Annotated in this window: 20 protein-coding genes; 16 read left to right on the top strand and 4 right to left on the bottom strand. The window is 71.2% G+C overall.

Going from position 1 to position 25,041, the window contains the following annotated elements:
* Nucleotides 1–27 precede the first annotated feature (27 nt).
* The 3 genes from OHB00_RS17925 to OHB00_RS17915 all read left to right on the top strand — a co-directional run bounded on the left by OHB00_RS17925 (nucleotide 28) and on the right by OHB00_RS17915 (nucleotide 4,324).
* Nucleotides 28–1,530, top strand: a complete 1,503-nt coding sequence (locus OHB00_RS17925; RefSeq protein WP_406435905.1) for a CHAD domain-containing protein — start codon at nucleotides 28–30, stop codon at nucleotides 1,528–1,530.
* Between the two features lie 104 nt (nucleotides 1,531–1,634).
* The gene (locus OHB00_RS17920) at nucleotides 1,635–3,608 is read left to right on the top strand and encodes a TIGR03960 family B12-binding radical SAM protein (protein ID WP_406435904.1); all 1,974 of its coding nucleotides are present in this window, start codon (nucleotides 1,635–1,637) and stop codon (nucleotides 3,606–3,608) included.
* Nucleotides 3,609–4,138: 530 nt separating this feature from the next.
* Complete coding sequence (locus OHB00_RS17915) at nucleotides 4,139–4,324, top strand: hypothetical protein (protein ID WP_406435903.1); 186 nt, start codon at nucleotides 4,139–4,141, stop codon at nucleotides 4,322–4,324.
* A 252-nt stretch (nucleotides 4,325–4,576) separates the two neighbouring features.
* On the opposite strand, the gene OHB00_RS17910 is transcribed toward OHB00_RS17915, so the two are convergent.
* From OHB00_RS17910 to OHB00_RS17900, 3 genes are all read right to left on the bottom strand, one after another.
* Complete coding sequence (locus OHB00_RS17910; RefSeq protein WP_406435902.1) at nucleotides 4,577–5,206, bottom strand: hypothetical protein; 630 nt, start codon at nucleotides 5,204–5,206, stop codon at nucleotides 4,577–4,579.
* Nucleotides 5,207–5,417: 211 nt separating this feature from the next.
* Entirely contained in the window at nucleotides 5,418–7,598 is a 2,181-nt protein-coding gene (locus OHB00_RS17905) for a SpoIIE family protein phosphatase (RefSeq protein ID WP_406435901.1), read from the bottom strand.
* A 309-nt stretch (nucleotides 7,599–7,907) separates the two neighbouring features.
* On the bottom strand, nucleotides 7,908–8,132 hold the full coding sequence (locus OHB00_RS17900; RefSeq protein WP_406435900.1) for a hypothetical protein: 225 nt from the start codon (nucleotides 8,130–8,132) through the stop codon (nucleotides 7,908–7,910).
* Between OHB00_RS17900 and OHB00_RS17895 the strand changes: the two genes are divergently transcribed.
* The 4 genes from OHB00_RS17895 (at nucleotide 8,131) to OHB00_RS17880 (ending at nucleotide 10,743) form a co-directional block, all read left to right on the top strand.
* Nucleotides 8,131–8,880, top strand: coding sequence for an SDR family oxidoreductase (locus OHB00_RS17895; protein WP_406435899.1), 750 nt, complete (start codon nucleotides 8,131–8,133; stop codon nucleotides 8,878–8,880). The genes OHB00_RS17900 and OHB00_RS17895 overlap by 2 nt on opposite strands.
* Before the next feature lie 46 nt (nucleotides 8,881–8,926).
* Entirely contained in the window at nucleotides 8,927–9,535 is a 609-nt protein-coding gene (locus tag OHB00_RS17890; protein WP_406435898.1) for a VOC family protein, read from the top strand.
* A gap of 87 nt (nucleotides 9,536–9,622) precedes the next feature.
* Nucleotides 9,623–9,886 carry a DUF6400 family protein gene (locus OHB00_RS17885; protein ID WP_406435897.1) on the top strand — a complete coding sequence of 88 codons (264 nt, stop codon included), beginning with the start codon at nucleotides 9,623–9,625 and terminating at the stop codon, nucleotides 9,884–9,886.
* A gap of 389 nt (nucleotides 9,887–10,275) precedes the next feature.
* On the top strand, nucleotides 10,276–10,743 hold the full coding sequence (locus OHB00_RS17880; RefSeq protein WP_406435896.1) for a hypothetical protein: 468 nt from the start codon (nucleotides 10,276–10,278) through the stop codon (nucleotides 10,741–10,743).
* 128 nt (nucleotides 10,744–10,871) lie between these two features.
* On the opposite strand, the gene OHB00_RS17875 is transcribed toward OHB00_RS17880, so the two are convergent.
* The gene (locus OHB00_RS17875) at nucleotides 10,872–11,225 is read right to left on the bottom strand and encodes a DUF805 domain-containing protein (RefSeq protein ID WP_406435895.1); all 354 of its coding nucleotides are present in this window, start codon (nucleotides 11,223–11,225) and stop codon (nucleotides 10,872–10,874) included.
* A 171-nt stretch (nucleotides 11,226–11,396) separates the two neighbouring features.
* On the opposite strand from OHB00_RS17875, the gene OHB00_RS17870 reads away from it, so the two are divergent.
* The 9 genes from OHB00_RS17870 to OHB00_RS17830 all read left to right on the top strand — a co-directional run bounded on the left by OHB00_RS17870 (nucleotide 11,397) and on the right by OHB00_RS17830 (nucleotide 24,910).
* Nucleotides 11,397–12,251 carry a hypothetical protein gene (locus tag OHB00_RS17870; protein ID WP_406435894.1) on the top strand — a complete coding sequence of 285 codons (855 nt, stop codon included), beginning with the start codon at nucleotides 11,397–11,399 and terminating at the stop codon, nucleotides 12,249–12,251.
* Between the two features lie 150 nt (nucleotides 12,252–12,401).
* Complete coding sequence (locus OHB00_RS17865) at nucleotides 12,402–13,166, top strand: TIGR03936 family radical SAM-associated protein (RefSeq protein WP_406435893.1); 765 nt, start codon at nucleotides 12,402–12,404, stop codon at nucleotides 13,164–13,166.
* Between the two features lie 276 nt (nucleotides 13,167–13,442).
* Nucleotides 13,443–17,555: a ribonuclease E/G gene (locus OHB00_RS17860; RefSeq protein ID WP_406435892.1), complete on the top strand. Its 4,113-nt coding sequence runs from the start codon at nucleotides 13,443–13,445 to the stop codon at nucleotides 17,553–17,555.
* Nucleotides 17,556–17,824: 269 nt separating this feature from the next.
* Complete coding sequence (rplU, locus tag OHB00_RS17855; RefSeq protein ID WP_007381993.1) at nucleotides 17,825–18,145, top strand: 50S ribosomal protein L21; 321 nt, start codon at nucleotides 17,825–17,827, stop codon at nucleotides 18,143–18,145.
* A gap of 14 nt (nucleotides 18,146–18,159) precedes the next feature.
* Entirely contained in the window at nucleotides 18,160–18,414 is a 255-nt protein-coding gene (gene rpmA / locus OHB00_RS17850) for a 50S ribosomal protein L27 (protein ID WP_010041940.1), read from the top strand.
* Nucleotides 18,415–18,558: 144 nt separating this feature from the next.
* Entirely contained in the window at nucleotides 18,559–19,998 is a 1,440-nt protein-coding gene (gene obgE, locus OHB00_RS17845; RefSeq protein ID WP_406435891.1) for a GTPase ObgE, read from the top strand.
* A gap of 218 nt (nucleotides 19,999–20,216) precedes the next feature.
* Nucleotides 20,217–21,767: an alkaline phosphatase D family protein gene (locus tag OHB00_RS17840; RefSeq protein WP_406435890.1), complete on the top strand. Its 1,551-nt coding sequence runs from the start codon at nucleotides 20,217–20,219 to the stop codon at nucleotides 21,765–21,767.
* A gap of 114 nt (nucleotides 21,768–21,881) precedes the next feature.
* Entirely contained in the window at nucleotides 21,882–23,111 is a 1,230-nt protein-coding gene (locus OHB00_RS17835) for a hypothetical protein (RefSeq protein ID WP_406435889.1), read from the top strand.
* A gap of 299 nt (nucleotides 23,112–23,410) precedes the next feature.
* On the top strand, nucleotides 23,411–24,910 hold the full coding sequence (locus tag OHB00_RS17830; protein ID WP_406435888.1) for a D-ribitol-5-phosphate cytidylyltransferase: 1,500 nt from the start codon (nucleotides 23,411–23,413) through the stop codon (nucleotides 24,908–24,910).
* Nucleotides 24,911–25,041 lie beyond the last annotated feature (131 nt).

Genomic DNA, 25,041 nt, shown 5'->3' with positions numbered 1-25,041 from the left:
CGGCGGCCGAACCACTACATTCAGCTCATGGCCGACACGAAGCGTGAAATCGAGCGCAAGTACGAGTCCGACGACAGTGGCCTGCCCGATCTGACCGGCGTCGCGGGCGTGGCGAGCGTCCTGGACAAGGGCACCACGGAACTCGACGCGACCTACCACGACACCTCGGACCTGCGGCTGGCCGCGGCCGGAATCACCCTGCGCCGCCGCAAGGGCGGCAGCGACGCCGGCTGGCACCTGAAACTGCCCGTCGCCCCCGGCGTCCGCGACGAGATCCACGCCCCGCTCGCCGACACCGTGCCCGACGAACTCGCCGCCCTCGCCCGCTCCCGGGTCCGTGAAGGACAGCTCGTCCCGGTGATCCGGCTGCGCACCACACGCGACGTGCGGAACCTCGTGGACGCCCGGGGCCGGCTGCTCGCCGAGGTCAGCGTGGACCGCGTTCGCGCCGAACGGCTCTTCGGCGGCGAGGGAACCGCCCAGTGGACCGAGATCGAGGTCGAACTGGCCGACGGCGGCGACCCGGCCTTCCTCGACAAGGTGGAGAAACGGTTGGGCAAGGCGGGCGTACGGCCTTCCGACTCCCCGTCGAAGCTGGCCCGCGCCCTCGCCGAGACCAAGGGCGGCAAGCCGCACCCCGCCCCGGCCCCCGGCAAGCCCGCCACCGCGGGAGACCACGTCCTCGCCTACGTCCGCGCCCAGCGGGACGCCATCGTCGCCCTCGACCCGGCCGTCCGCCTGGACACCGAGGAGGGCGTGCACGACATGCGGGTGGCCACCCGCCGTCTGCGCAGCACGTTCCGCTCCTTCGGCAAGGTGCTCGACCGGAAGATCACCGACCCGGTCGCCGCCGAACTGAAATGGCTGGCCGGCGAACTGGGCCTCGGCCGCGACCTGGAGGTCCTCGCCGAACGCCTCACCGGCTCCCTCGCCGACGTTCCCCCCGCCCTGGTCTCCGGCCCCGTGCACGACCGGCTCCAGGCCTGGGCCGACGCCGGTGAGCGCGGCTCCCGGCACCGGCTGCTCGGCGTCCTGAACTCGCGGCGCTACCTCGACCTCCTCGACACCCTGGACGCCCTGATCGCCGACCCGCCCCTGCTCAAGGCGGCCGCCAAGAACCCCGAGAAGGTGCTCACCAAAGCCGTACGCAAGGACTTCGGCAAGGTCACCGACCTGATCGAGGCGGCCATGGCCGAGCCCCCCGGCCACGACCGCGACCTCGGCCTGCACGAGACCCGCAAGAAGGCCAAGCGCACCCGCTACGCGGCCGAGGCGGCCCGCCCCGCCCTCGGCAAGCCGGCCAAGACCATGACCAAATTCATGAAGTCCCTCCAGAGCATGCTCGGCGACCACCAGGACAGCGTGATGGCCCGCGAGACCCTGCGTGAGCTGTCCGCGGTGGCACACGCGGCGGGGGAGAGCGCGTTCACGTACGGGCTGCTGTACGGCCGTGAGGAGCGGCGGGCGGCGGCGGTCGAGGCCGAGACACCGCACGCCTGGAAGAGCATCACGGCGAAGGCGCCGGTGTGATCCGGGCGTACGGGGGAGGCCGCCGACCGGGTTAGGCTTGATGGTCACCCTCCCCCAGCCACCGGCCGGGGGTTGCCCCCAGCCACCTCACAAAGGTCCGCGAGATGCCTGCCGAAGCCGCCTCCCAGGTCGCTGAGTCTGTGTTCCCGCAGCTCGAAGCTCTGCTCCCGCACGTGCAGAAGCCGATCCAGTACGTCGGCGGAGAGCTCAACTCCACGGTCAAGCCGTGGGAGGCCTGCGACGTCCGCTGGGCGCTCATGTACCCGGACGCCTACGAGGTCGGCCTGCCCAACCAGGGCGTCATGATCCTCTACGAGGTGCTCAACGAGCAGGAGGGCGTCCTCGCCGAGCGCACGTACAGCGTGTGGCCCGACCTGGAGGCGCTGATGCGCGAGCACCGCGTCCCCCAGTTCACCGTGGACAGCCACCGCCCCGTGCGGGCGTTCGACGTGTTCGGGCTGTCCTTCTCCACGGAGCTGGGCTACACGAACATGCTCACGGCCCTGGACCTGGCCGGCATCCCCCTCCAGTCGCGCGAGCGCTCGATCGACGACCCCATCGTGCTGGCCGGCGGCCACGCCGCCTTCAACCCGGAACCGATCGCGGACTTCATCGACGCGGCGATCATCGGCGACGGCGAGCAGGCCGTCCTCGACATGACGAAGATCATCCGCGAGTGGAAGGCGGAGGGCCGCCCCGGCGGCCGCGAGGAGGTCCTCCTCCGCCTCGCGAAGACCGGCTCCGTCTACATCCCGGCGTTCTACGACGTCGAGTACCTCCCCGACGGCCGCATCGCCCGCGTGGTCCCCAACAGGTCGGGCGTCCCGTGGCGCGTCTCCAAGCACACCGTCATGGACCTGGACGAGTGGCCGTACCCCAAGCAGCCCCTCGTCCCGCTCGCCGAGACCGTCCACGAGCGCATGTCCGTCGAGATCTTCCGCGGCTGCACGCGCGGCTGCCGCTTCTGCCAGGCCGGCATGATCACCCGCCCGGTGCGCGAACGCTCGATCACGGGCATCGGCGAGATGGTCGACAAGGGCCTGAAGGCCACCGGCTTCGAGGAGGTCGGCCTGCTCTCCCTGTCCTCCGCTGACCACTCGGAGATCGGCGACATCGCCAAGGGCCTCGCCGACCGCTACGAAGAGGACAAGATCGGCCTCTCCCTCCCCTCCACCCGCGTCGACGCCTTCAACATCGACCTCGCGAACGAACTGACCCGCAACGGCCGCCGCTCCGGCCTGACCTTCGCCCCCGAAGGCGGCTCGGAACGCATCCGCAAGGTCATCAACAAGATGGTCTCGGAGGACGACCTCATCCGCACCGTCTCCACGGCCTACGGCAACGGCTGGCGCCAGGTGAAGCTGTACTTCATGTGCGGCCTGCCCACCGAGACCGACGACGACGTCCTCCAGATCGCCGACATGGCGACGAAGGTCATCGCCAAGGGCCGCGAGGTCTCCCGCTCCAACGACATCCGCTGCACGGTCTCGATCGGAGGCTTCGTCCCCAAGCCCCACACCCCCTTCCAGTGGGCCCCGCAGCTCTCCGCCGAGGAGACGGACGCCCGCCTGGAGAAGCTGAGGGACAAGATCCGCGGCGACAAGAAGTACGGCCGCTCGATCGGCTTCCGCTACCACGACGGCAAGCCCGGCATCGTCGAGGGCCTCCTCTCCCGCGGCGACCGCCGCATCGGCGCCGTCATCCGCGCCGTCTACGAGGACGGCGGCCGCTTCGACGGCTGGCGCGAGCACTTCTCCTACGACCGCTGGATGGCCTGCGCCGACAAGGCCCTCGCCCCCTTCGGCGTGGACGTCGACTGGTACACCACCCGCGAGCGCACCTACGAGGAGGTCCTTCCCTGGGACCACCTCGACTCGGGCCTGGACAAGGACTGGCTCTGGGAGGACTGGCAGGACGCCCTCGACGAGACAGAGGTCGAGGACTGCCGCTGGACCCCCTGCTTCGACTGCGGGGTGTGCCCGCAGATGGATACGGCTATTCAAATCGGGCCGACCGGTAAGAAGCTGCTGCCTCTTACGGTCAAGAAGGACGCTGCGACCAGCGGACACGGGCACTGAGGTGAGTGAGGCACCGCGGCGGATCGCTGAGGCTGTGGCGGAGGCCGCAGAGGAGGAGGTGGCCGCAGTGCTGGGCACTCTCGGAGGGCTGCCGGGGCGGCAGAGCCAGGTGGCGGATGGGCCCAGAACGCCGCTGCCGCCGCCTGGGGGCTCGCCGGGGATCCTCTCCGAGGTGGAGTGGGTCTGATCCCGTCGGCTGCCCGAGAACCGCTCTGTGAACTTCTGAGCCCCCTCCTTGATCGAGGAGGGGGCTCGGTCGTGTCTGGATCAGCCCTGGCAGCCGCAGCCGGATGCTGTCCTGGCCGCGCCGGCACCGCTCGGCCGGGTTCCTGGCCATGCCGCAGGCGGCAAAGGCATCCGCGGGAACGCGCCCCTCGGCGGTTCGAAGCCGCTGATCTGATCGAGGCCGGGGCCGACCCCGTACCCGCCGGCGATGTCACCCGAATGGCGCACCATGGCGCGCCACCCACATGGGTGAAGGTCAAGCTGACCAATGCCCCAATTGAGGCAATCCGTGAAAGGGGAACCACATGCGCATTCGACGAATCCTCGCCGCCGTCATCGCCACGGCAGCCCTCGCCGGACTCGGCCTCACAGGCGCAGCCTCCGCCACCGCCGCCAGCCTCACCCCGGGTGAGTGCGAGCAGGGCGGCGATCATCTCGGCTGCCGGCTGCCGGCTGCCGGCTGCCGGCTCGAGGCTCGCGGCTCGTCATGATGAGCGGTGGGACGGGCTGGCGCTCGCCTTCGAGGGTGCGCTCGCCCGTGACGAGCGCCTGTTCCAAGTCGCCCTCCCGCGGGCCCCGCCGGGAGATCGCCACGGCGTCGGACCGCGTGCGGGCGGAGGCAGACGCGCCGGTCGTGATCACCTGCGACGAGCCGCCGCTCATGGATCGTTCAGAGCACGAGACAGGTGAGTGGCGAGTGCGTGGAGGATGCCCCGGCGTACTCGCAGCAGGGCCGCGTGCAGCTATTTCCATGCCGTGCGAACCGGTGCTCGGACAATCGCGTCGGACCCGTCAGTGGCCAAGTAGACCCACCAAGGGCCAGATTCCTTCTCGTCAACCTTCCCGATGATCCATCCAGCGTGGTGTCCTTCCTTGTCCTTGCATTCCCAGGGAGTGGCCTGTCCGCCTATGGGTGTATTGGCGCCTCCTCGGAACGTGCATCGAAGAAACTTCCACGGGTCGCTTGGATCCTGTACTTCAAGACCCCAGGGGTCGACCGCCGAGGGCATGTGGCCGTAGCTTGGATCTGACGACAAACGAACCAGAATGATCTTCCTGCTCCACGGGTCTTCAATGCAGCCGACGATATTCCTCGCGGGCCGTACCTCCCAGCACGGATCGTAGAGGTAGTTGCCGCTGCTTTCGTCAATGCACCGGTAGGCCCCCGGGTCCTCGCTCACGATGCTGGATTCCCAGCATTTTCCGTGCGTCCTTGTGCGGGGGTCTTCCGTGAATCCAGCCGCGGGGTGACCTTCCTCGTCGAAGAGTCTGACGTATCGCACGTCGGTCCTCGTGACGCGTGGCGCCTCGGAGGGTGAGAAAAGGGATCCGACTTTACTCGCTATAGCCGTGGAGAATCCCGTGGCAAACACGGTGACCACTGTGACCAGAGCAGTCGAAGTTATGCTTGTCCATAAAAGCCGTCGTCGAACCTGGCGGGGCTGCTGGTGCTGATGTACCCGAACAGGACTTTGGTTCCGGGGGCGTCGTCGTTGACCCGACGGGTTGTTCATATTTCCAGCATGTACCCGTTTATCCGTCGATGGACAGTGGGTTGACTTCAACAGGTCTGCAACAGTGCGTTCAATAATGTCCCCGGGCCCGTCCGACGTCTTCACCGGGGTTCGGCGCGGGCTGGGTGGGCGGCACCGGTTCAGGAGGCCTCGGGGTGATCGTCTGTTCGGTCCAGATGGTTTTGCCGTCGGTCGAGTAGCGGGCTCCCCATGCCTCGGCCAGTTGGGCGACGATGAACAGGCCCCGGCCGCCCTCGTCGGTGGCGCGGGCGTGCCGTAGCCGCGGTGCGGTGGTGGCGCAGTCCGTGACCTCGCAGGTCAGCGAGTGGTCGAGGATGAGGCGCAACTCCAGTGGGGGGCTGCCGTAGCGGAGGGCGTTGGTGACGAGTTCGCTGACGATGAGTTCGGCGTTGAACGCGGGTTCGTCGGCCACCTTCCAGGCGGCGAGCTGACCGCTGACGCATCTGCGGGCCGTGGCGGCGGCGGTCGGTTCGTGGTCCAGGTGCCAGCCGGCGACGCGGTCCGCGGGGAAGGGGCGGGTGCGGGCCAGCAGCAGCACGGGTACGGAGCCCTCCACGTCGGTGCCGGCCGCCAGGCTGTACTGGATGTCGTCGCACAGGTTCTGCAGCGGGCGGTCCGCGTAGTCCGGGGCCGTGCGCAGCGCGCTCCCGGCGCCGGACAGGAGCGTGCCCAGGCCGGGCGTGCCGGGGAAGGCGATCACACTGCCGTGCGGGAGCTGGACGCGGGCGGCGGCGAACGGCGACTTGTCGGTGCTGCCCAGCCAGGGGCCGCTCGGCTCGGGGCAGGTGATCGTGCGGTCCGGACGGACGACGACCGGTGCCGGATGTCCGGCCGTCGCCACGGTGCACGTCAGCGAGATCGGGTCGTACACGGCGTACAGGCAACTGGCCGTCCCCGGCCCGCGACGGCACGGGTCGACCGGCGACAGCGATGCCCGCTCGGCCGCGAGGAACATCGCGGTGTCATTGAGACGGGCCAGGAGATCCTCCGGGTCCAGGTCCATGGCCGCCAGGGAACGGACGACGGTCCGCAACTGCCCCATCGCCGCCATCGCGCGGATGCCGCGGCCGGACACCGCCCCCGCGACCAGCGCGGTCCGGGCGCCCGACAGCGCGATGGTGTCGTACCAGGCCCCGCTGTCTCCTCGGTGGGCGATGCCCGCGGCCTCCAGCCCGGTGTGCGAGGAGGGGTGCAGCGGGAGCATCCGCTGCAGGACCGTCGCGGCCACCGTGTGGGCTCTCGTGTAGCGGCGGGCGTTGTCGACGCACAGGGCGGTGTGGCGGGCCACGTCCCGGCCGAGGGCGACATCGGCGTCGTCGTACCGGTCGGGCGTCCCGCTGCGATACAGGCTCACCAGCCCGAGCACGCCGCCGCGCAGGGCCAGCGGGACGGCGAGCAGGGCATGGGCGCCCGACTCGCGGATGGCCCGGGCGCGGGCCGGGTCGGCCGCCAGCCACGGCAGGCCGGGGCGGAGGGTGACAGCTCGGGGCAGGAGGTCGGCCAGGGCCTGGCTGAAGGGGGTCGGGGAGGGCAGGCTCCGTATGTCTCCCACCGGGTGGGCCTCGGGCGGATGCGCGCCGGCCACACTGCGGAAGGCCGCCCGCCGCAGGGCCACACCGGGCGGCAGCGGCGAGGCCGGCGGGGCGTCGCCCCGGATGACGGAGTCCACCACCTCCACGACCGCGACGTCGGCGAAGGCCGGCACGAGCACCTCGGTCAGCTCCTGGCAGGTCACCACCACGTCCAGGGTGCTGCCCACCCGCTCCCGCACCGTGTCCAGGATGCCCAGGCGCCTGCGGGCCCGCTCCCGGTCGGTGACGTCCACGGCGGTGAGGGCCACCCCGACCACCGCGCCGCGCGGGTCGTTCAGGCGGAACGCCGAGATCTCGTACTGGCGTTCCTGGCCCTGGTGGGCGGGAGGCCGCGCCCGCAGCACCCGGCCGCGCACCGGCACACCGGTGTCCAGCACGTCGCGTACCAGGGCCTCGGCCACTTCCTCCTCGACCACGTGGTGCGATGCGGGGAAACGGCGTCCGACGACCTCGTCGGCGGGTGTGCCGTGCATGGCGGGCGTGGCGGTGTTGACCCGCAGCACCCGAAGGTCGCCGTCCAGGACGGTCAGGCCGACCGGGGACTGGGTGAACAGGGCGTCCAGTATGACGCCGTCGGCATCTCGCGTGCCGCTGCCCGCGTCGCTGCCCGCGCCGGGGCCGGCGACAGGGTCCGCCATGTCAGTCACCTCCAGCGCCGCCCGGCGACGGCCCGCCCCGAGCCGCTTCCGGGCGTACCTCCTCACGGTCCTCCCCGCCGGTCCTCCCCGCGTTCCTCCTCACGCTTCTCCGCGCCTTCCTCCGTACCTTCCCCCTTACGGTCTACCCCGACATTTCCGGCGTGGCGACCGGATCCCTTCCGGTATCGGGTGTGCCCTGGCAGCCCGGGCGGGCCCGGATGCCGTTGGGCCGGGCGGGTGACAGACTGAGGTTTCGGAGACGGGTGGCCGCGGCGGCGAGTTCGGCCCGCTCGCCTGGCCGGTCGTGGGCTACCACCCCTCGTCCGCGACGCCATCGGCTCCTTCGGACGGGAGGAGAAGACAGCGACGTTCGACCTCGACGCTCCCCTGTACGCCCATGCCGTGCTCACCGCCGGCGAGTTCGTCGGCCGCCGAGTTCATCGGCCGCGGGGTCGGCGGGGCCGGCGGGGGCTCCCGGTGACGGCCGGCCGGGCCCACGAGGTGGGCGGTGCCGGCGGACGTGGAGGCGGTCATGCCTGCTGAGCTGAGCGGAGCGCACGGCGAACTGGCCGGACAGACGGTCGTCGTGGTGGGCGGCAGCGCCGGCATCGGCCTGGAGACGGCGCGGCAGGTGCGGGCCGCCGGCGGTGACGTGGTGCTCGTGGCGCGGAACGCCGAGCGTCTGCGGCGGGCCGCGGACGAGCTGCGCCCGCTGGGCACGGCCGTGCTCGACGCCCAGGACACCGCGCACCTGGAGCGCTTCCTCGGGGAGCTGCCCGGGCGGGTCGACCACGTGCTGGTGACGGCGGGCAGCCCGTCGTACACCCCGCTCAGCGAACTCGATCCGACCGACGCCGCCCGGGACTTCGGCGGGCGTGTCGCGATGGTGCTGGCGGTGGCACGGGCCGGCCGGGAGAAGGTCAGGGCCGGGGGAACGCTGTTGTTCATCGGTGGGACGGGCGGCCGGCGGCCCGCGCCCGGGATGGCCGTGGCGGGCGCGGTCACCGCGGCGCTGCCGGCGCTCACCGCCAACCTGGCACTGGAGGTCGCCCCGGTCCGGGTCAACCTCATCGCGGCCGGGTTCGTGGACACGCCGCTGTCCGCCACCCTCCTCGGCGACCAACTGGAGGCGAGGCGCGAGGAGTTGCGCAAGACGCTGCCGATCGGCCGGGTGGTCGGTCCGGCGGACGTCGCCGCACTCGCCCTGCACATCATGGTCAACGGCGCCCTCACCGGCGCCACTTACGACATCGACGGCGGCCAGCAGCTGCTCGCACACTGACCGCGGCCCGTAGTCCTCTTTTTCCACGAGACGGGAGGCGCAAGCCATGGACATGAAACTGGAGGTCGTCGTGGTGCCGGTCGCCGACGTCGACCGGGCCAAGGACTTCTACACCACGCTGGGCTGGCGGCTCGACGCGGACATCGCCGGCGACGGGGACTTCCGGGTGGTGCAGGTGACCCCGCCCGGCTCCCCGGCCTCGGTCATCTTCGGCTCGTCGGTCACCGGCCAGGCTCCCGGCTCGGCCCAGGGCCTGCACCTGATCGTCGACGACATCAAGACCGCCCACGACGAACTGGCCCAGCACGGCGCCGACCCCAGCGACGTGTTCCACGACGCGGGCGGAATCTTCCACCACGCCGGTTCCGACGCCCGGGTGGCCGGGCCCGACGGCAGTTACGGCTCCTTCCTGTCGTTCAGCGACCCGGACGGCAACGGCTGGCTCCTCCAGGAGGTCACCACCCGGCTCCCGGGACGGCTCGACCCCGCGGTCACCACGTTCTCCTCGGCCGACGACCTGGCGGCCGCCCTGCGCCGGGCCGCGGCGGCGCACGGTGAACACGAGGCACGCATCGGCGCCGAGGACCCGGACTGGCCGAGCTGGTACGCGCGGTACCTGGTGAGCGAGCAGGCCGGGACCGAACCGCCCACGTGACCAGGCGCGAGGCATGCGCTCCGACCTGCTGTGACGTACCCCACGGACTCTTGTCGTCACCCGGTCGCCGTACCTAAATTCGGATATATGTCCGAGAAAGATGCCTCCCGTCCCACCGAGCCGGTCGAGTTCTCCGTCGACCTCACGGGTCACGAGCTGACCCGCCGCGCGCACGTCATGGCGGCGCTCGGCGACGACTGGGACCCCGTCGAGATGGTGCGGGGCGAGGAAGAGGCGTACGACATGCTGTACTCCGGCCTCGATCCGGAACAGCAGCGGCTGTACGACACCCTCGTCGCCGCCGGTGTCCTTCCGCTGCGCGGGGACGGTGGAACCACCCGCGAGGGATGAGGACGTCCCGGCCGGCGGGAGGGTGGACGGGCCGGAAGGGCGGAAGGGCGGGCGGGCCAGGGCTGACGGCAGAGCCGGCCGCGTCGCGCGGTTCATCGAGCCCCTGCCCGTCGAGCCCGGCAGCACGGTGCGGCACGACTGAACTGGGCCTGGCCCAGCTCGGCTGGACGCTGCTCCCGGCGCTCGCGCTGCCGGCACTGTGGGAGCTCGGCACGTTCCTCGCCCGTTGGAACGGCAGGCCCGCGCCGCGGACATGACGTGCCGTCGACCGCAAGCGACGTCCGAGCGCCGCGGACGAAACCGTGACACCACCGCCATGGAAGCCGCACCGGACCGGCCGCACAATCAGGAGAACCGAACACCGGCGGACAGCGGGGGAGCTGGCGGGCATGGAACTGGAACTGGGGTACGACCTGCTCGGCGGCCGGCTGCGCAGCATCGGGGAGGTCGAGATCGGCTACGGCCGGTGGGGCGGCCGGCCCCGCGCGCTCGGGCCGTATCCGCTGGAGTACGACATGCTCGGCAGCCGGCTGCGCCGGATCGGCGACGTCGAGATCGGCTACGGCCGCCTGGGCAGCGTTCCCCGAACGTTCGGGACCTGGGACGTCGACTGCTCCGCCTGGTCCGGGATCCCGCGGCGCATCGGGCCGTACCCGATCGACCACCCCAGGCTCAGCGGCCGGGTGCGGGGGATCGGCCCGCTCTCCGTCGAGTACGACCTGCTGGGCGGCCGGCCCCGCCGCGTCATCCTGCCCGCCGGGCTGTCCGCCCTCCCCGACGACCTGCTGCGCGTCCTCTTCCTGGTCCTGCACCTGCAGACCGAGCGCAACCGGAGGAACTCGTCCTCGGCCGCGTAGGCGCACAGCCGCCGAGCCGCCGAGCCGCCGAGCCGCCGAACCGACAAGCCGCCGTGCCGCACAGTCGCCCCGCCACACAGGCGAAGGCCCGCCGGACGGTTCCGGCGGGCCTTCGGGGTGACTGCGGGTCAGACGGCGGCCGCGTACTTCGGGTTGACGCCGTACTGGTTCTCCTCCGGCTTGCCGTCGGAGGCCAGCCAGACGAGCACGAAGATCCAGCCGACCAGCGGGATGATGCCGACCAGGATCGCCCAGCCGGAACGGCCGGTGTCGTGCAGCCGGCGGACCGCGACACCGAGGCTCGGCAGCAGGACCGCGAGGTCGTAGATCGCGGCGAGGGCGGAGAAGTGAATGGCCGCGCCGACGGCGATGAGCACAATCGCGATGATCGTGTTGATCAGCGTGAACATCCAGTATTCCTGCCGACGCGCGCGTCCGCTGAACACCACGTACTTCTTCAGTACATCCAGGTACCAGTTCATTACTCGTCCCCCCGGGGATCAAGGCTTGATTGGTTCCCCAGCAAATCAAGCCGACGTGGCCGGTTCCATTCAGATTGGCGTGTGCGGGTCAACCGTTATCGTCTCGCCGCCGTACGGTGATCAAGGGGGTCGACAGCAATGCGCACGGTACGCGATAACGTCATTCCGGCCATGGACATGGAGAAACAGCAGACGCAGCACCCCGAGGGGTGCCTGGTCGTCGCGATCCGGATCCCCGTGCGGATCCTCGCGTTCCTGGTGGTGCTGCCGGTACGCCTGCTCTGGGACGCCCTCGCCGCCGTCGCACGGTTCCTGTGGCAGTACGTCCTCGCCCCCGCCGGCCGCGCCCTCGCCCGCGCCGTCGGCCTGCTCCTGCGGGCCCTGCTCGTCGTTCCGCTGATCTGGCTGTACCGCCACCTGCTGACTCCGCTCGGCCACGGCCTTCTGTGGCTCCACGCGCGCGTGCTCACCCCCATCGGCCAGACGCTCGTACGGCTCCTCACACCCGTCGTGGCAACCCTCGTGAAAGCCGTCGCCTGGGCGGCCGGACAAGTCGCCCGGGCGGCCGGGAAAATCGCCGTAGGCCTGTACTGGACCGCGCGCGTGCTCCTCGTCCTGCCCGCCCTCTTCCTGTGGCGCCGGCTCCTCGCCCCGGTCGCCCGCGTCCTCGGTATCGTCCTGCGCGAGACCGGGGAGGCCCTCGGCCACGCCTGGCAGGCCGCCGGACATGTCGCACGTGCCGTCGGACGGGTTCTCGGGACCCTCTTCCGGTGGATCTTCATGGAGCCCGCGCGCTGGGCGTACCGACGTGTCCTCACTCCGGTCGGACACGTCGTGCGCGACCTCGTCCTGCGCCCCGCCGCCCAGGCCGCCCGCGCGATCGGCCGGGCCGCCCGTGTGATCGGGGAAGCCGTCCGCCAGGCCCGCGCCGACCTCCGCCGCGCCCTCTTCGGCGCTCCCGCCCGGCCGGCACCCGTGAACCGACGGGAACCTGTCGGCCGCGACACACGTACTCTTGACGGATAGAGCAGTACGCAGCCGTACGGCCGACACGCCACCACGGCTGTGCAGCAAGAGCAGCACGAGAATCACGAAAATCACGCGATTCACGAGAACCACGAAGGACTGACGACACTGGGCAAGCGACAGCCCGAAGGCCCGCCGCCGGCACCCGCGGTGCAGCGCATCCGACTGCGCTACACCAAGCGCGGCCGCCTCCGGTTCACCAGCCACCGTGACTTCCAGCGCGCCTTCGAGCGTGCGCTGCGCCGCGCCGAGGTACCGATGGCGTACTCGGCGGGGTTCACACCGCACCCGAAGGTGTCGTACGCCAATGCCGCACCCACCGGCACGGGCAGCGAGGCGGAGTATCTGGAGATCGCGCTCACCGCACCCCGCGACCCGGAGCGGCTGCGCGCCCTCCTCGACGAGTCCATGCCCGCCGGGCTCGACATCGTCGACGCGGTCGAGGCACACACGTCCGGACTGGCCGACCGGCTCACCGCCTCCGTGTGGGAGCTGCGGCTGACCGGCCAGGACCCCGCGGAGGCCGAGAAGGCCGTCGCGGCGTTCAACGCCACCGAGTCCGTCGAGGTCCAGCGCACCACCAAGAACGGCGTCCGCACCTTCGACGCCCGCCCCGCCGTCGTACAACTTGAAACACAGAGTGAAACGGCTGATAGGCCGACCGACCAGCCCTGTGCGATACTGCGGCTGGTTGTTCGGCACGTGACGCCTGCCGTACGACCCGACGACGTCCTGTCCGGTCTCCGCGCCGTGGCCGACCTGGCGCCGCCGGTCCCCGCAGCGGTGACCAGGCTGGCGCAGGGGCTGCTCGATGAAGAGACCGGCACGGTGACCGACCCGCTCGCGCCCGACCGCGAGGCAGCCGAGGCCCTCTCGAAGGCCGAACCGACTGCCGCCGCGCCGGCGCCGGCGTAAGGAAGGTCCCGCGAAGGACGTACGTCGTAGCGCCGCCCTCGTACTCGGGAGCCACCTGGGTCGGGCAGCGCACCGACCAGAAGACTTTCGCCAGGCCGTCCGCGACAAGGCGTACGGAACCGGCGAGACCATGACACAGAGAGCTCCTGTGCGGCGCCCGCGCCCCACACGGCGGCACCGCGCACAGCGCGAGCCGCGGACGTCACCGGCGGTCGCTCGACAGATCGACGCCGGAACAGGCGCGGCGCCCGGGAGCCTGACGGGAGAAACGCCCGCATGCTCGAACCGACCGAGCCCACCGAGGGCTCCGAACAGACCACCCCCAGCGACACCCTGCCGCCGCGCAGGCGTCGCCGTGCCGCGTCCCGCCCCGCGGGACCGCCTGCCGGAACCGAGGCCGTGGCCGAGACCACCGCACCGGCCATAGCGGCCGCCGAGACACCTGAGACGGTCGAGACCGGCGAGGCTGCCGAGGAGGCCGCGCCCGCTCCGCGTACGCGTCGCCGTGCCGCCCGTCGGTCGTCCGCGCCCGCCGGTGTTCCGGCGCCCACCGCTGCCGAGGCCGCCACGACGGTGCCCGCCGCCGACGTCGCCGCGCCCGCCGGGACCACGGCCGAGGCCGACACCGCCGCCGAGAGCGGCGAGGAGGCCACCCCGCGCCGGACCCGCCGCCGCGCCTCCGCGCCCGCCGGGGCCCCGGCCGCCGTGGCCGAGACCGCACAGGACGAGACCCGGACGACCGCCGAGGCCACCGAAGCCCCTGTCGCCGCCGAGGTCTCCGAGACCCCTGAGACGGTCGAGACCGCCGAGGCTGCCGAGGAGGCCGCGCCCGCTCCGCGTACGCGTCGCCGTGCCACCCGCCGGGTGTCCGCGCCCGTCGGCGCCCCGGTCCCGGCGCCCGCCGAGACCCCCGAAGAGGTCACGCCCGCCGCGGCCGTGCAGACGCCCGAGACGGACGAGGCAGCCGAGGCTGTCGAGGAGGCCGCGCCCGCTCCGCGTACGCGTCGCCGTGCCACCCGCCGGGTGTCCGCGCCCGTCGGCGCGCCCGAGAACCCGGCCGCCGAGACGGTCGTGACCGAGGCCCCCGCTGCCGAGGAGCCGCAGGCCCAGGCCGCCGCCCAGACCCCGGCCGTCGAGACCGTCGAGGCTCCCGAGGCGCCGCGCCGTAGGCGCCGTGTCGTGCGGCAGGCCGCCACCGGGTTCTCCGAGCCCGCCGCGGCCGCCGCCGTCGAGGAGGAGGAGTCGCAGCGCCGGCCCGCCCGGCCCGCCGTCGCCGTCTTCCAGGCGCCCGTGTTCACGGAACCGAAGTTCCAGACACCGGAGCGCGCCGCCGCCGAAGCGGCCGCCGAGGCCGCGGGCGACGAGGAGCCCGAGGAGTTCGCGGCCGCCCCGGCTTCCCCCGCTGCCTCCGCTGCCACGGCGTTCGCCGCTGAGCCGGCCGAGCAGGCCGACGCCGGTTCGCGCCGCCGTCGCCGCCGCCGGGGCGCGGTGGAGGAGGCCCCGGTCGCCGAAGCCGCCGTCGAGGAGGAGGCCGAGGAGCCGGAGGAGTCCGTCGAGGACACCGCCGACGGCGACGACGAGACCGAGGAGTCCGGCTCCCGCCGACGCCGCCGTCGCGGTGGCCGTCGCCGCCGTCGCGGTGACGCCGCCGACGGCGACGCGGACGGCGAGACGGACGAGCTCGCCGCCGAGCAGGCCGAGCAGGACGCCGAGGACACCGCCGAGCAGGAGGAAGAGGACGACGAGGAGGCCCACGACGAGGCCGGCCTGTCCTCCTCCTCCAGCAGCCGCCGGCGCCGTCGGCGTCGCCGGCGCGCCGGAGACACCCCCGACACCGAGCCCGGCGAGGGCGACCCGGAGCGCACGGTCGTCAAGGTCCGCGAGCCCCGCGAGCCCCGCAAGCCCTCCGAGCCGTCCGACGAGGTGCAGTCCATCAAGGGCTCGACCCGTCTGGAGGCCAAGAAGCAGCGCCGCCGCGAAGGCCGCGAGCAGGGCCGCCGACGCGTCCCGATCATCACCGAGGCCGAGTTCCTCGCCCGGCGCGAGGCCGTCGAGCGCGTGATGGTCGTACGCCAGTACGGCGACCGCACCCAGATCGGCGTCCTGGAGGACGGCGTGCTCGTCGAGCACTACGTCAACAAGGAGCAGTCGACCTCGTACGTCGGCAACGTCTACCTGGGCAAGGTCCAGAACGTGCTGCCGTCGATGGAGGCCGCCTTCATCGACATCGGCAAGGGCCGAAACGCCGTCCTGTACGCCGGTGAGGTCAACTTCGAGGCGCTGGGCATGGCCAACGGCCCGCGGCGCATCGAGTCCGCCCTGAAGTCGGGCCAGTCCGTTCTCGTCCAGGTGACGAAGGACCCGATCGGCCACAAGGGCGCGCGCCTCACCAGCCAGGTCTCCCTCCCGGGCCGCTACCTCGTGTACGTCCCCGAGGGCTCGATGACCGGCATCAGCCGCAAGCTGCCCGACACCGAGCGCGCACGTCTGAAGACCATCCTCAAGAAGATCGTCCCCGAGGACGCGGGCGTCATCGTGCGCACCGCCGCCGAGGGCGCGAGCGAGGACGAACTGCGCCGCGACGTCGAACGGCTCCAGGCGCAGTGGGAGGACATCCAGAAGAAGTCGAAGAACGGCGGCAGCTCGAACGCGCCGTCACTGCTGTACGGCGAGCCGGACATGACCGTCCGGGTCGTCCGCGACATCTTCAACGAGGACTTCTCGAAGGTCATCGTCAGCGGTGACGAGGCCTGGGAGACCGTCCACGGATACGTCGCGCACGTTGCCCCCGACCTCGCCGGCCGGCTGTCGAAGTGGACCTCCGAGGTCGACGTCTTCGCCACCTACCGGATCGACGAGCAGCTCGCCAAGGCCCTGGACCGCAAGGTCTGGCTGCCCAGTGGCGGTTCGCTGGTCATCGACCGGACCGAGGCGATGGTCGTCATCGACGTCAACACCGGCAAGTTCACCGGCCAGGGCGGCAACCTCGAAGAGACCGTCACCAGGAACAACCTGGAGGCGGCCGAGGAGATCGTCCGCCAGCTGCGGCTGCGCGACCTCGGCGGCATCATCGTCATCGACTTCATCGACATGGTCCTGGAGTCCAACCGGGACCTGGTGCTGCGGCGCCTGCTCGAATGCCTCGGGCGGGACCGTACGAAGCACCAGGTGGCCGAGGTGACCTCGCTGGGGCTCGTCCAGATGACCCGCAAGCGCGTCGGGCAGGGCCTGCTGGAGTCCTTCTCCGAGACCTGCGTGCACTGCAACGGCCGTGGCGTCATCGTCCACATGGAGCAGCCCGGCTCCGGCGGCGGTGGCGGCGGCAAGCGCAAGAAGCGCGGGCGCGGCGGTGACGGACACGAGCACGACCACGACGTGCACGAGACGCACGAGGTCGTGTCCGACGGGGCCGTCGAGCACGCCGAGGCCGTCCAGGCGGTCGAGACGGCGGCGGAGATCGCGGCCGAGGCCGCCGAGCCCGTCGCGCTGCCCGCGCCCGACTTCGCGCCGGACGAGGAGCTGTACAGCAGCGTCGCAGAGGCGGAGGCCGCGGCCGGCCGCGGCCGTGGCCGCCGCCGGGCGAGCCGCCGGGCCTCGGCTCCGGCCGGCGCGCCCAAGGGCCGCACGGCACGCACCGGTACCGAGACCGCGGGGACGGCCGTCGGCGCTGCCGGGGCCGAGGCGCCGACCGCACAGGACGTACCGGCCGCCTTCGAGGCCGAGCGTCCGGTGCTGCCGGAGCCGGCCGCCGAGGCGCACGCCGAGCCGGTCGCCGCGGAGGACCCGGTGGTCGAGGCCGCCGCGGCTCCGGCCGCCGAGGAGACCGCGCCCAAGGGCCGCACGCGCCGGCGTGCCACCCGGAAGGTGTCGGCGCCCGCCGGTTCCCCGGCCGGGGCCGAGGCGGCCGTGGTGACGGTCGTCGCGGACAGCGCCCCGGCGGCGGACACGTCGGCTGAGACGCCGGCGGAGACGGCGCCGGAAGCGGTCGCGGAGTCCGAGGCGGCCGCGCCCGCCGAGAGCGCCGCTCCGGCCCGCCCGCGCCGCCGTGCGGTGCGCAAGGCCACCGCGCCGACCGCGTCCGAGGAGGCGGCCGTCGTGGTCGTGCCGTCGGCGGAGACGCCTGCGGCCGCCGAGGCTCCCGCCGAGGCCGCTGGGTCCGAGGCTGCCGAGGAGACCGTCGAGGAGGCCGCCCCGGCCAAGAAGACGGCCCGCAAGACGGCCGCCAAGAAGACCGCGGCGAAGAAGACGGCCGCCAAGAAGACCGCTGCCAAGAAGACGGCCGCGAAGAAGACGACGGCCAAGAAGGCGGCCAAGACCGCCAAGACGGCCGCCGCCAAGTCGACGGCGAAGAAGACCACCACGGTCGCCACCGCCTCAGACGAGGGCTGACACCAGGGCGAGGGGCCGGTCCACGTGACCGGCCCCGCGCTGTGCGGGCCCTGGTCCGAGTGACCGGCCCCACACCCCCGGGGCCCGGTTTGACCCCCTCGGCCACTGCCCCGTAACCTTGACCGTCGGCGTGTCCATGGATATGAGGACGCGCCACATCCCCGTAAACCTCTTCCTCCGGAGCACAGGGTGTTCCGGAGAGGCCGCCCGCGTTCGTCGGGCGGCTGGACTGCGGGGGTGCCGTTCCCGAGCGAGAGAGTGAGATCCGCGTGTACGCCATCGTGCGCAGCGGTGGTCGCCAGCACAAGGTTGCTGTCGGCGACATCGTTGAGGTTGACAAGATTTCCACCGCCAAGGTTGGCGACACGGTCGAGCTCTCGACCCTGCTCGTTGTCGACGGCGACGCTGTGACCAGCGACCCGTGGGTGCTGGCCGGCATCAAGGTCCAGGCCGAGGTCGTGGACCACCACAAGGGCGTCAAGATCGACATCCTTCGCTACAAGAACAAGACCGGCTACCGCCGTCGTCAGGGCCACCGCCAGCAGTACACGGCGATCAAGGTCACTGAGATCCCCGCGGCTGCGAAGTAAGGGACTGAGGAGAGATGGCACACAAGAAGGGCGCATCGTCCACCCGTAACGGTCGTGACTCCAACGCTCAGCGCCTCGGCGTGAAGCGCTTCGGTGGTCAGGTCGTGAACGCGGGCGAGATCCTGGTCCGCCAGCGTGGCACCCACTTCCACCCGGGTGCGGGCGTCGGCCGTGGCGGCGACGACACGCTGTTCGCGCTGCAGGCCGGTTCGGTGCAGTTCGGCACCCACCGTGGCCGCAAGGTCGTGAACATCGTTCCGGTCGCCTGAGTCTGCTGATCTGCTGATCCACTGACTCAACGGCTCAGACCGAACGTTTCGCGAGGCGGACCTCACTTCCCGATCGGGAAGGCGGGTCCGCCTTTCGCGTGTTGACATTGGTATTACCCCGTAAGTAACTGGAGGCACTGCACCATGACCACCTTCGTGGACCGCGTCGAGCTGCACATCGCCGCGGGTAACGGAGGCCACGGCTGCGCCTCCGTGCACCGGGAGAAGTTCAAGCCGCTCGGCGGCCCCGACGGCGGCAACGGCGGCCGGGGCGGCGACGTCATCCTGACCGTCGACCAGTCCGTGACGACTCTCCTCGACTACCACCACTCCCCGCACCGCAAGGCCACCAACGGCAAGCCCGGCGAGGGCGGCAACCGGGCCGGCAAGGACGGCCAGGACCTCGTCCTGCCGGTGCCCGACGGCACGGTGGTGCTGGACAAGGCCGGCAACGTCCTCGCCGACCTCGTCGGCCACGGCACCTCCTACGTCGCCGCCCAGGGCGGCCGCGGCGGCCTCGGCAACGCGGCTCTCGCCAGCGCCCGCCGCAAGGCCCCCGGCTTCGCGCTGCTCGGCGAACCCGGGGACCTCGGGGACATCGTCCTGGAGCTGAAGACCGTCGCCGACGTGGCCCTGGTCGGCTACCCGAGTGCCGGCAAGTCCTCGCTGATCTCGGTGCTGTCCGCGGCCAAGCCGAAGATCGCCGACTACCCGTTCACCACCCTGGTCCCCAACCTCGGCGTGGTGACGGCCGGTTCCACCGTCTACACCATCGCCGACGTGCCCGGGCTCATCCCGGGCGCCAGCCAGGGCCGGGGCCTCGGCCTGGAGTTCCTGCGCCACGTCGAGCGGTGCAGCGTCCTCGTGCACGTCCTGGACACCGCGACCCTGGAGTCCGAGCGCGACCCCGTCTCCGACCTCGACGTCATCGAGGAGGAGCTCAAGCAGTACGGCGGTCTCGGCGACCGGCCCCGGATCGTCGTCCTCAACAAGATCGACGTCCCTGACGGCAAGGACCTCGCCGAGATGGTCCGCCCCGACCTGGAGGCCCGCGGCTACCGCGTCTACGAGGTGTCCGCCGTCGCCCACCTGGGACTGCGCGAGCTGTCGTTCGCGCTCGGCGAGCTGGTCGGCCAGGCCCGCGCGGCCAGGCCCAAGGAGGAGGCGACCCGGATCGTCATCCGGCCCAAGGCCGTGGACGACGCCGGCTTCACCGTCACCCAGGAGGACGACGGCCTCTTCCGGGTGCGCGGCGAGAAGCCCGAACGCTGGGTCCGCCAGACCGACTTCAACAACGACGAGGCCGTCGGCTACCTCGCCGACCGCCTCAACCGCCTCGGCGTGGAAGAGCAGTTGATGAAGGCGGGCGCCCGGGCCGGCGACGGCGTCGCCATCGGCCCCGAGGACAACGCCGTCGTCTTCGACTGGGAACCGTCCATGATGTCCGGCGCCGAGATGCTCGGCCGCCGCGGCGAGGACCACCGCTTCGAGGAACAGCGGCCCGCCGTGCAGCGCCGCCGCGACCGGCAGGCGGAACGCGACGAGTCCCTGGGCGAGTACAGCGACTTCGACCCGTTCGAGTGAGGCCGGCGGCGTCCCCGGTTCCCGGGCATCGCTGACCTGCTGCCAGACCTCTCAGACCCGTTGCGGCCGGAACCCGTTTCCCGGCCGCAACGGGTTTTCTGTTGTCCACCTGGTTGTCATGCGCACGCACATCCGTGTTCGGCGGACGGGCCGGCAAGCCGTGGGAGCTTCCGAAGGCCAGACCCTCCAAGAGGCCACTGCCGCAAGGGAGTCCGCGCATGACCGGAGCACCATCGCCCGACCGACGCCGCTTTCTGACCACCGGTGCCGCCGTCCTCGGGGCCGCCGCATCCGCCCAGCTCTGGCTGCCCTCCGCCGCCCGGGCCGCCGAAACCCCGCTGCCCGACAACGTGTTCAGCCTCGGTGTCGCCTCCGGCGACCCGCTGTCCGACGGCATCGTGCTCTGGACCCGGCTCGCCCCCGCCCCCCTGAACGGCGGCGGCATGCCCGACGAGACCGTCCCCGTCGAATGGGAGATCGCCGAGGACGAGCGCCTCCACAGGGTCGTCCGCCGCGGCACCACCCACGCCCGCCCCGAGTACGGACACAGCGTCCACGTGGACGTACGAGGACTGCGCCCCGGCCGCGCCTACTGGTACCGCTTCCGCGCCGGCGGCCGGATCTCCCCGACCGGCCGCACCCGAACCGCCCCCCACCCGCACGCCAAGGGCGGCTCCCTGCGCATGGCCCTCGCCTCCTGCCAGAACTGGCAGCACGGCTACTTCACCCCGTACGCCGACATGCTCGCCCAGGACCCCGACGTCGTCCTCTTCGTCGGCGACTACATCTACGAGTCCACCCCGTCCTCCGCCGGACCCCGCCGCCACGAGGGGACCGGAGAGCCGTACACCCTGGCGCAGTACCGCAACCGCTACGCCCAGTACCGCAGCGACCCCGACCTCGCCGCCATGCACGCGAACGCGCCCTGGGTGGTCACCTTCGACGACCACGAGGTCGACAACGACTGGGCCGGCGAGGTCCCCCAGGACCCGGACAAACAGACCCACGACGCGTTCGTCGCCCGCCTGACCGCCGCCTTCCAGGCCTACTACGAGCACATGCCGGTCCGCGCCACCGCGATCCCCACGGGAGCGCACATCCAGATGTACCGCCGTCTGGAGTTCGGCCGCCTCGCCCGGCTCAACGTTCTCGACACCCGCCAGTTCCGCAGCGACCAGGTCACCAGCCAGGCCGCCGCCGAGGACCCCTCCCTCACCATGCTCGGCGCCGAGCAGAAACAGTGGCTCCTCGACGGACTGCACCACTCACCGGCCCGCTGGAACCTGATCGCCTCGCAGATCATGATGGCCGAGACCGACATCGCGCCCGGCGACGGCAAACTCTGGTACTACGACGCGTGGGACGGCTACCAGGTCGAGCGCAACGCGCTGCTGGAGGAGTTCGGCACCGTCCGCAACCCTGTCGTCCTCAGCGGCGACCGCCACCTCACCATGATCAGCGACCTGAAGAAGGACTTCGCGGACCCTTCCTCGAACGTCGTCGGCACCGAGTTCGTCGGCACCTCCATCTCCAGCAACGGCGACCAGGACCAGGCCGCCTTCCACGCCCAGTGGGACCCGCTGAAGGCCGACAACCCGCACTGGAAGGTCATCGACGCCCACCGCGGCTACCACCTCTTCGACATCCGCCGCGACGGCATCGACGCGCGCGTGCGTGTCGTCGACACCGTCGTCAGACCGCAGGCCACCGCGAGCACGCTCGCCACCCTGCGCGTCGAGACGGACGAACCAGGCGTACAGGTCGTCTGACGTACGAAGCGGGCCCTCCGAAAGTCAATTTTTTATAACGAGAGCCTGGGACTCATCTGTGTCCCAGGCTCCTCTCAGGTGAACCTAAGGTAAACGTCTTACCTTCCGTTAACCATGGAGACGGACTGTACGAGAGGCGAAGCCCCGGTGAACAACGCCCCCACAGGCTCCACGAGCCCCACCGGTTCCCTTGCCGCCCTGCCCGCCGGCACCCGGCTGCTGCACATCGGCCCGCACAAGACGGGTACCACGGCCATCCAGGGCGCCCTGTTCGCCGCGAAGGACAGACTCCCCGAACACGGTGTGGAGTTCCCGGCGACCACCCGGCACCCGATGGAGGCCGCCCTCGCCGCGTGTGCCCGGCCGGCGATGATGGGCGACACCGCGCCCACCGAGAAGCACTGGACGCGGCTGCTCAAGCAGGTCGAGGCCACCGGCCCGCGCACCTCGGTGATCAGTAGCGAGTTCTTCGCCGACGCCCCCGACGACGAGACCGTCGCCCGCATCGTCGAACAGCTCGGCGGCGAACGCGTCCACGTCCTCGTCACCCTCCGCCCGCTCGCCAGGATCATGCCCTCGCAGTGGCAGCAGTACGTGCAGAACGGACTGCGCATGGGCTACGAGGACTGGCTGGAGCACATGCTCCGCAAGGCCCCCTACGAGAAGCCCAACCCCAGCTTCTGGCACCGGCACCGGCACGACCGGCTCGTCGAACGCTGGGCCCGCGCGGCCGGTGCCGACCGGATCACCGTCGTCGTGGTCGACGACCGGGACCGCGAGGGCCTCATGCGTACTTTCGAAGCCCTCCTCGGACTCCCCGAAAATCTCCTCCAGCCCGTCCCGGACACGGCGAACCGCTCCCTCACTCTCGCCGAGACCGAAATGCTGCGAAAGCTCAACGTGGAATTCCGCGGCAATGGACTCCCCGACGAGCTGTATTCCAGGCTCGTCCGCAACGGCGCCGTCATGCATATGAAGAACTCGTGCAGCCCCACCGCCTCCGACGTGAAGATCTCCACCCCCGCCTGGGCCGTCGAGGCCGCCGGCCGCATCGGCGCCGAGATGGTGGAGCGCATCGCCACCATGGGCGTCCGCGTCATCGGCGACCCCGCCCTGCTCCACACCCTGCCCGCCATCCCCGCGCAGCCGGGACCGCCCGCCGCCGAGGCCCGCATCGCCCCGGAGGTCGCCGCTCAGGCCCTGTACGGCGCGCTGGCCGCGGCCGCCGCGGCACCGGTACGCCACACCGCGGAGGCGAAGGCCCGCACCGTGCACCAGACGTCGTCGAAGGAACTCGTACGGGTCCTGGGGCACCGATGTCTCAAGAAGCTGCGCCGACGGTGAGGTGCCGGCAGGGCGTGTCACAGGGGGTGGCTTAGCTCGGCCAAGCCGTCCCTCCAGCACGGCGTAGCGCTGCTGAGACGTGCCTCATGTCACGCACAGCAATCGAAATGTGCTGTGTAGTTACTCACAGCAAATTCGCGGAACTCTTCCCACGGTCCGCCGGGCGGCGCCCATCACCAGCGATGCAAGGTGAATGAAAGGTTGCGGGCACATATGCAGTGGACGGCGCTCACCTTGCACAGCGGTAACCGGAAGTGGGACCATTTCCTGGTTCCCTGATGCCCCAAGGTAGGTCACCTGTGTCCCAGCACATAGCCAAGCCCCGAACCACCGCAGTGATCCTGGCCGGTGGCACCGGCCAGCGGGTGGGTCTGTCGATCCCGAAGCAGCTGCTGAAGATCGCAGGCAAGGCCGTCATCGAGCACACCCTGGCCACCTTCGAGAAGGCCGACTCGATCGACGACATCATCGTGCTGATGGCACCGGGCTACGTCGCGGACGTCGAGAAGATCGTCGCCAAGGCCGGGCTCACCAAGGTCAAGAAGGTCATCGAGGGCGGCAACACGCGGAACGAGACCACCGAGCGCGCCATCGAGGCCCTCGGCGAGGGCCTGGCCGAGGGCGAGGACCTCAACGTCCTCTTCCACGACGCCGTACGCCCCCTGCTGTCGCGGCGCGTCATCGACGACTGCGTGACCGCACTGGAGCGCTACCAGGCCGTCGACGTCGCCATCCCCTCCGCCGACACCATCATCGTCACCCGCACCCACGGCGAGGACGGCGAGTTCATCACCGAGATCCCGGACCGCTCCCGGCTGCGCCGCGGCCAGACCCCGCAGGCGTTCAAGCTGTCCACGATCAAGCGGGCCTACGACGTCGCCGCAGGCGACCCCAACTTCCAGGCCACCGACGACTGCACCGTCGTCCTCAGGTACCTGCCGGACGTGCCGATCCACGTCGTCGCCGGCGACGAGTACAACATGAAGGTGACCCAGCCCGTCGACGTCTTCATCGCCGACAAGCTCTTCCAGCTCGCCTCCACCGCCGCCCCCGAGCAGAACGGCGAGGAGGCCTACCGCGAACTCCTCACCGGCAAGACCGCGGTGATCTTCGGCGGCTCGTACGGCATCGGCAAGGACATCGCCGAACTCGCCGAGTCCTACGGAGCGAACGTCTACGCCCTCGGCCGCTCCACCACCGGCACCCACGTGGAGAACCCGGAGGAGGTCGACGACGCGCTCTCCAAGGCGTACGCCGAGACCGGCCGCATCGACTACGTCGTCAACACCGCGGGCGTGCTGCGCATCGGCAAGCTCGCCGAGACCGACAACGCCACCATCGAGGAAGCGCTGAAGGTCAACTACCTGGCCCCGGTGCAGATCGCCCGTTCCAGCTACAAGTACCTCGCCGAGACCAAGGGCCAGCTGCTCCTCTACACCTCCAGCAGCTACACCCGCGGCCGCGCCGAGTACAGCCTCTACTCCTCCACCAAGGCCGCCATGGTGAACCTCACCCAGGCCCTGTCCGACGAGTGGGCCGGCGACGACGTCCGCGTCAACTGCATCAACCCCGAGCGCACCGCCACCCCGATGCGCACCAAGGCGTTCGGCCAGGAGCCGACGGGCTCCCTGCTCTCCTCCGAGGCCGTCGCCCGCACCTCCCTCGACGTGCTGCTCTCCGAACTCACCGGCCATGTCATCGACGTCCGCCAGCAGGACCCGATGGCGGCCGCCGGCCAGGCCTCCGGCTTCGAGCAGGCCCTGGCCAGTGTCCTGGACCGACAGGACGGCGTGGCATAATCAACAGACATTAGTCATCTGTAATTCAGGCCTCTGTGGGTTGCGCGTTCGCAAATCATTCACAGGGGCCTGAAGCCGTAAAAACCCAGATCGACCACCTGCCAGATCGTCCGCAAGGTCAGATTCCGGCC

Origin of the sequence: Streptomyces sp. NBC_00631, assembly GCF_045206895.1 — a bacterium.
Classification (GTDB): Bacteria; Actinomycetota; Actinomycetes; order Streptomycetales; family Streptomycetaceae; genus Streptomyces.
This window is presented reverse-complemented; position numbering and strand designations above follow the sequence as displayed.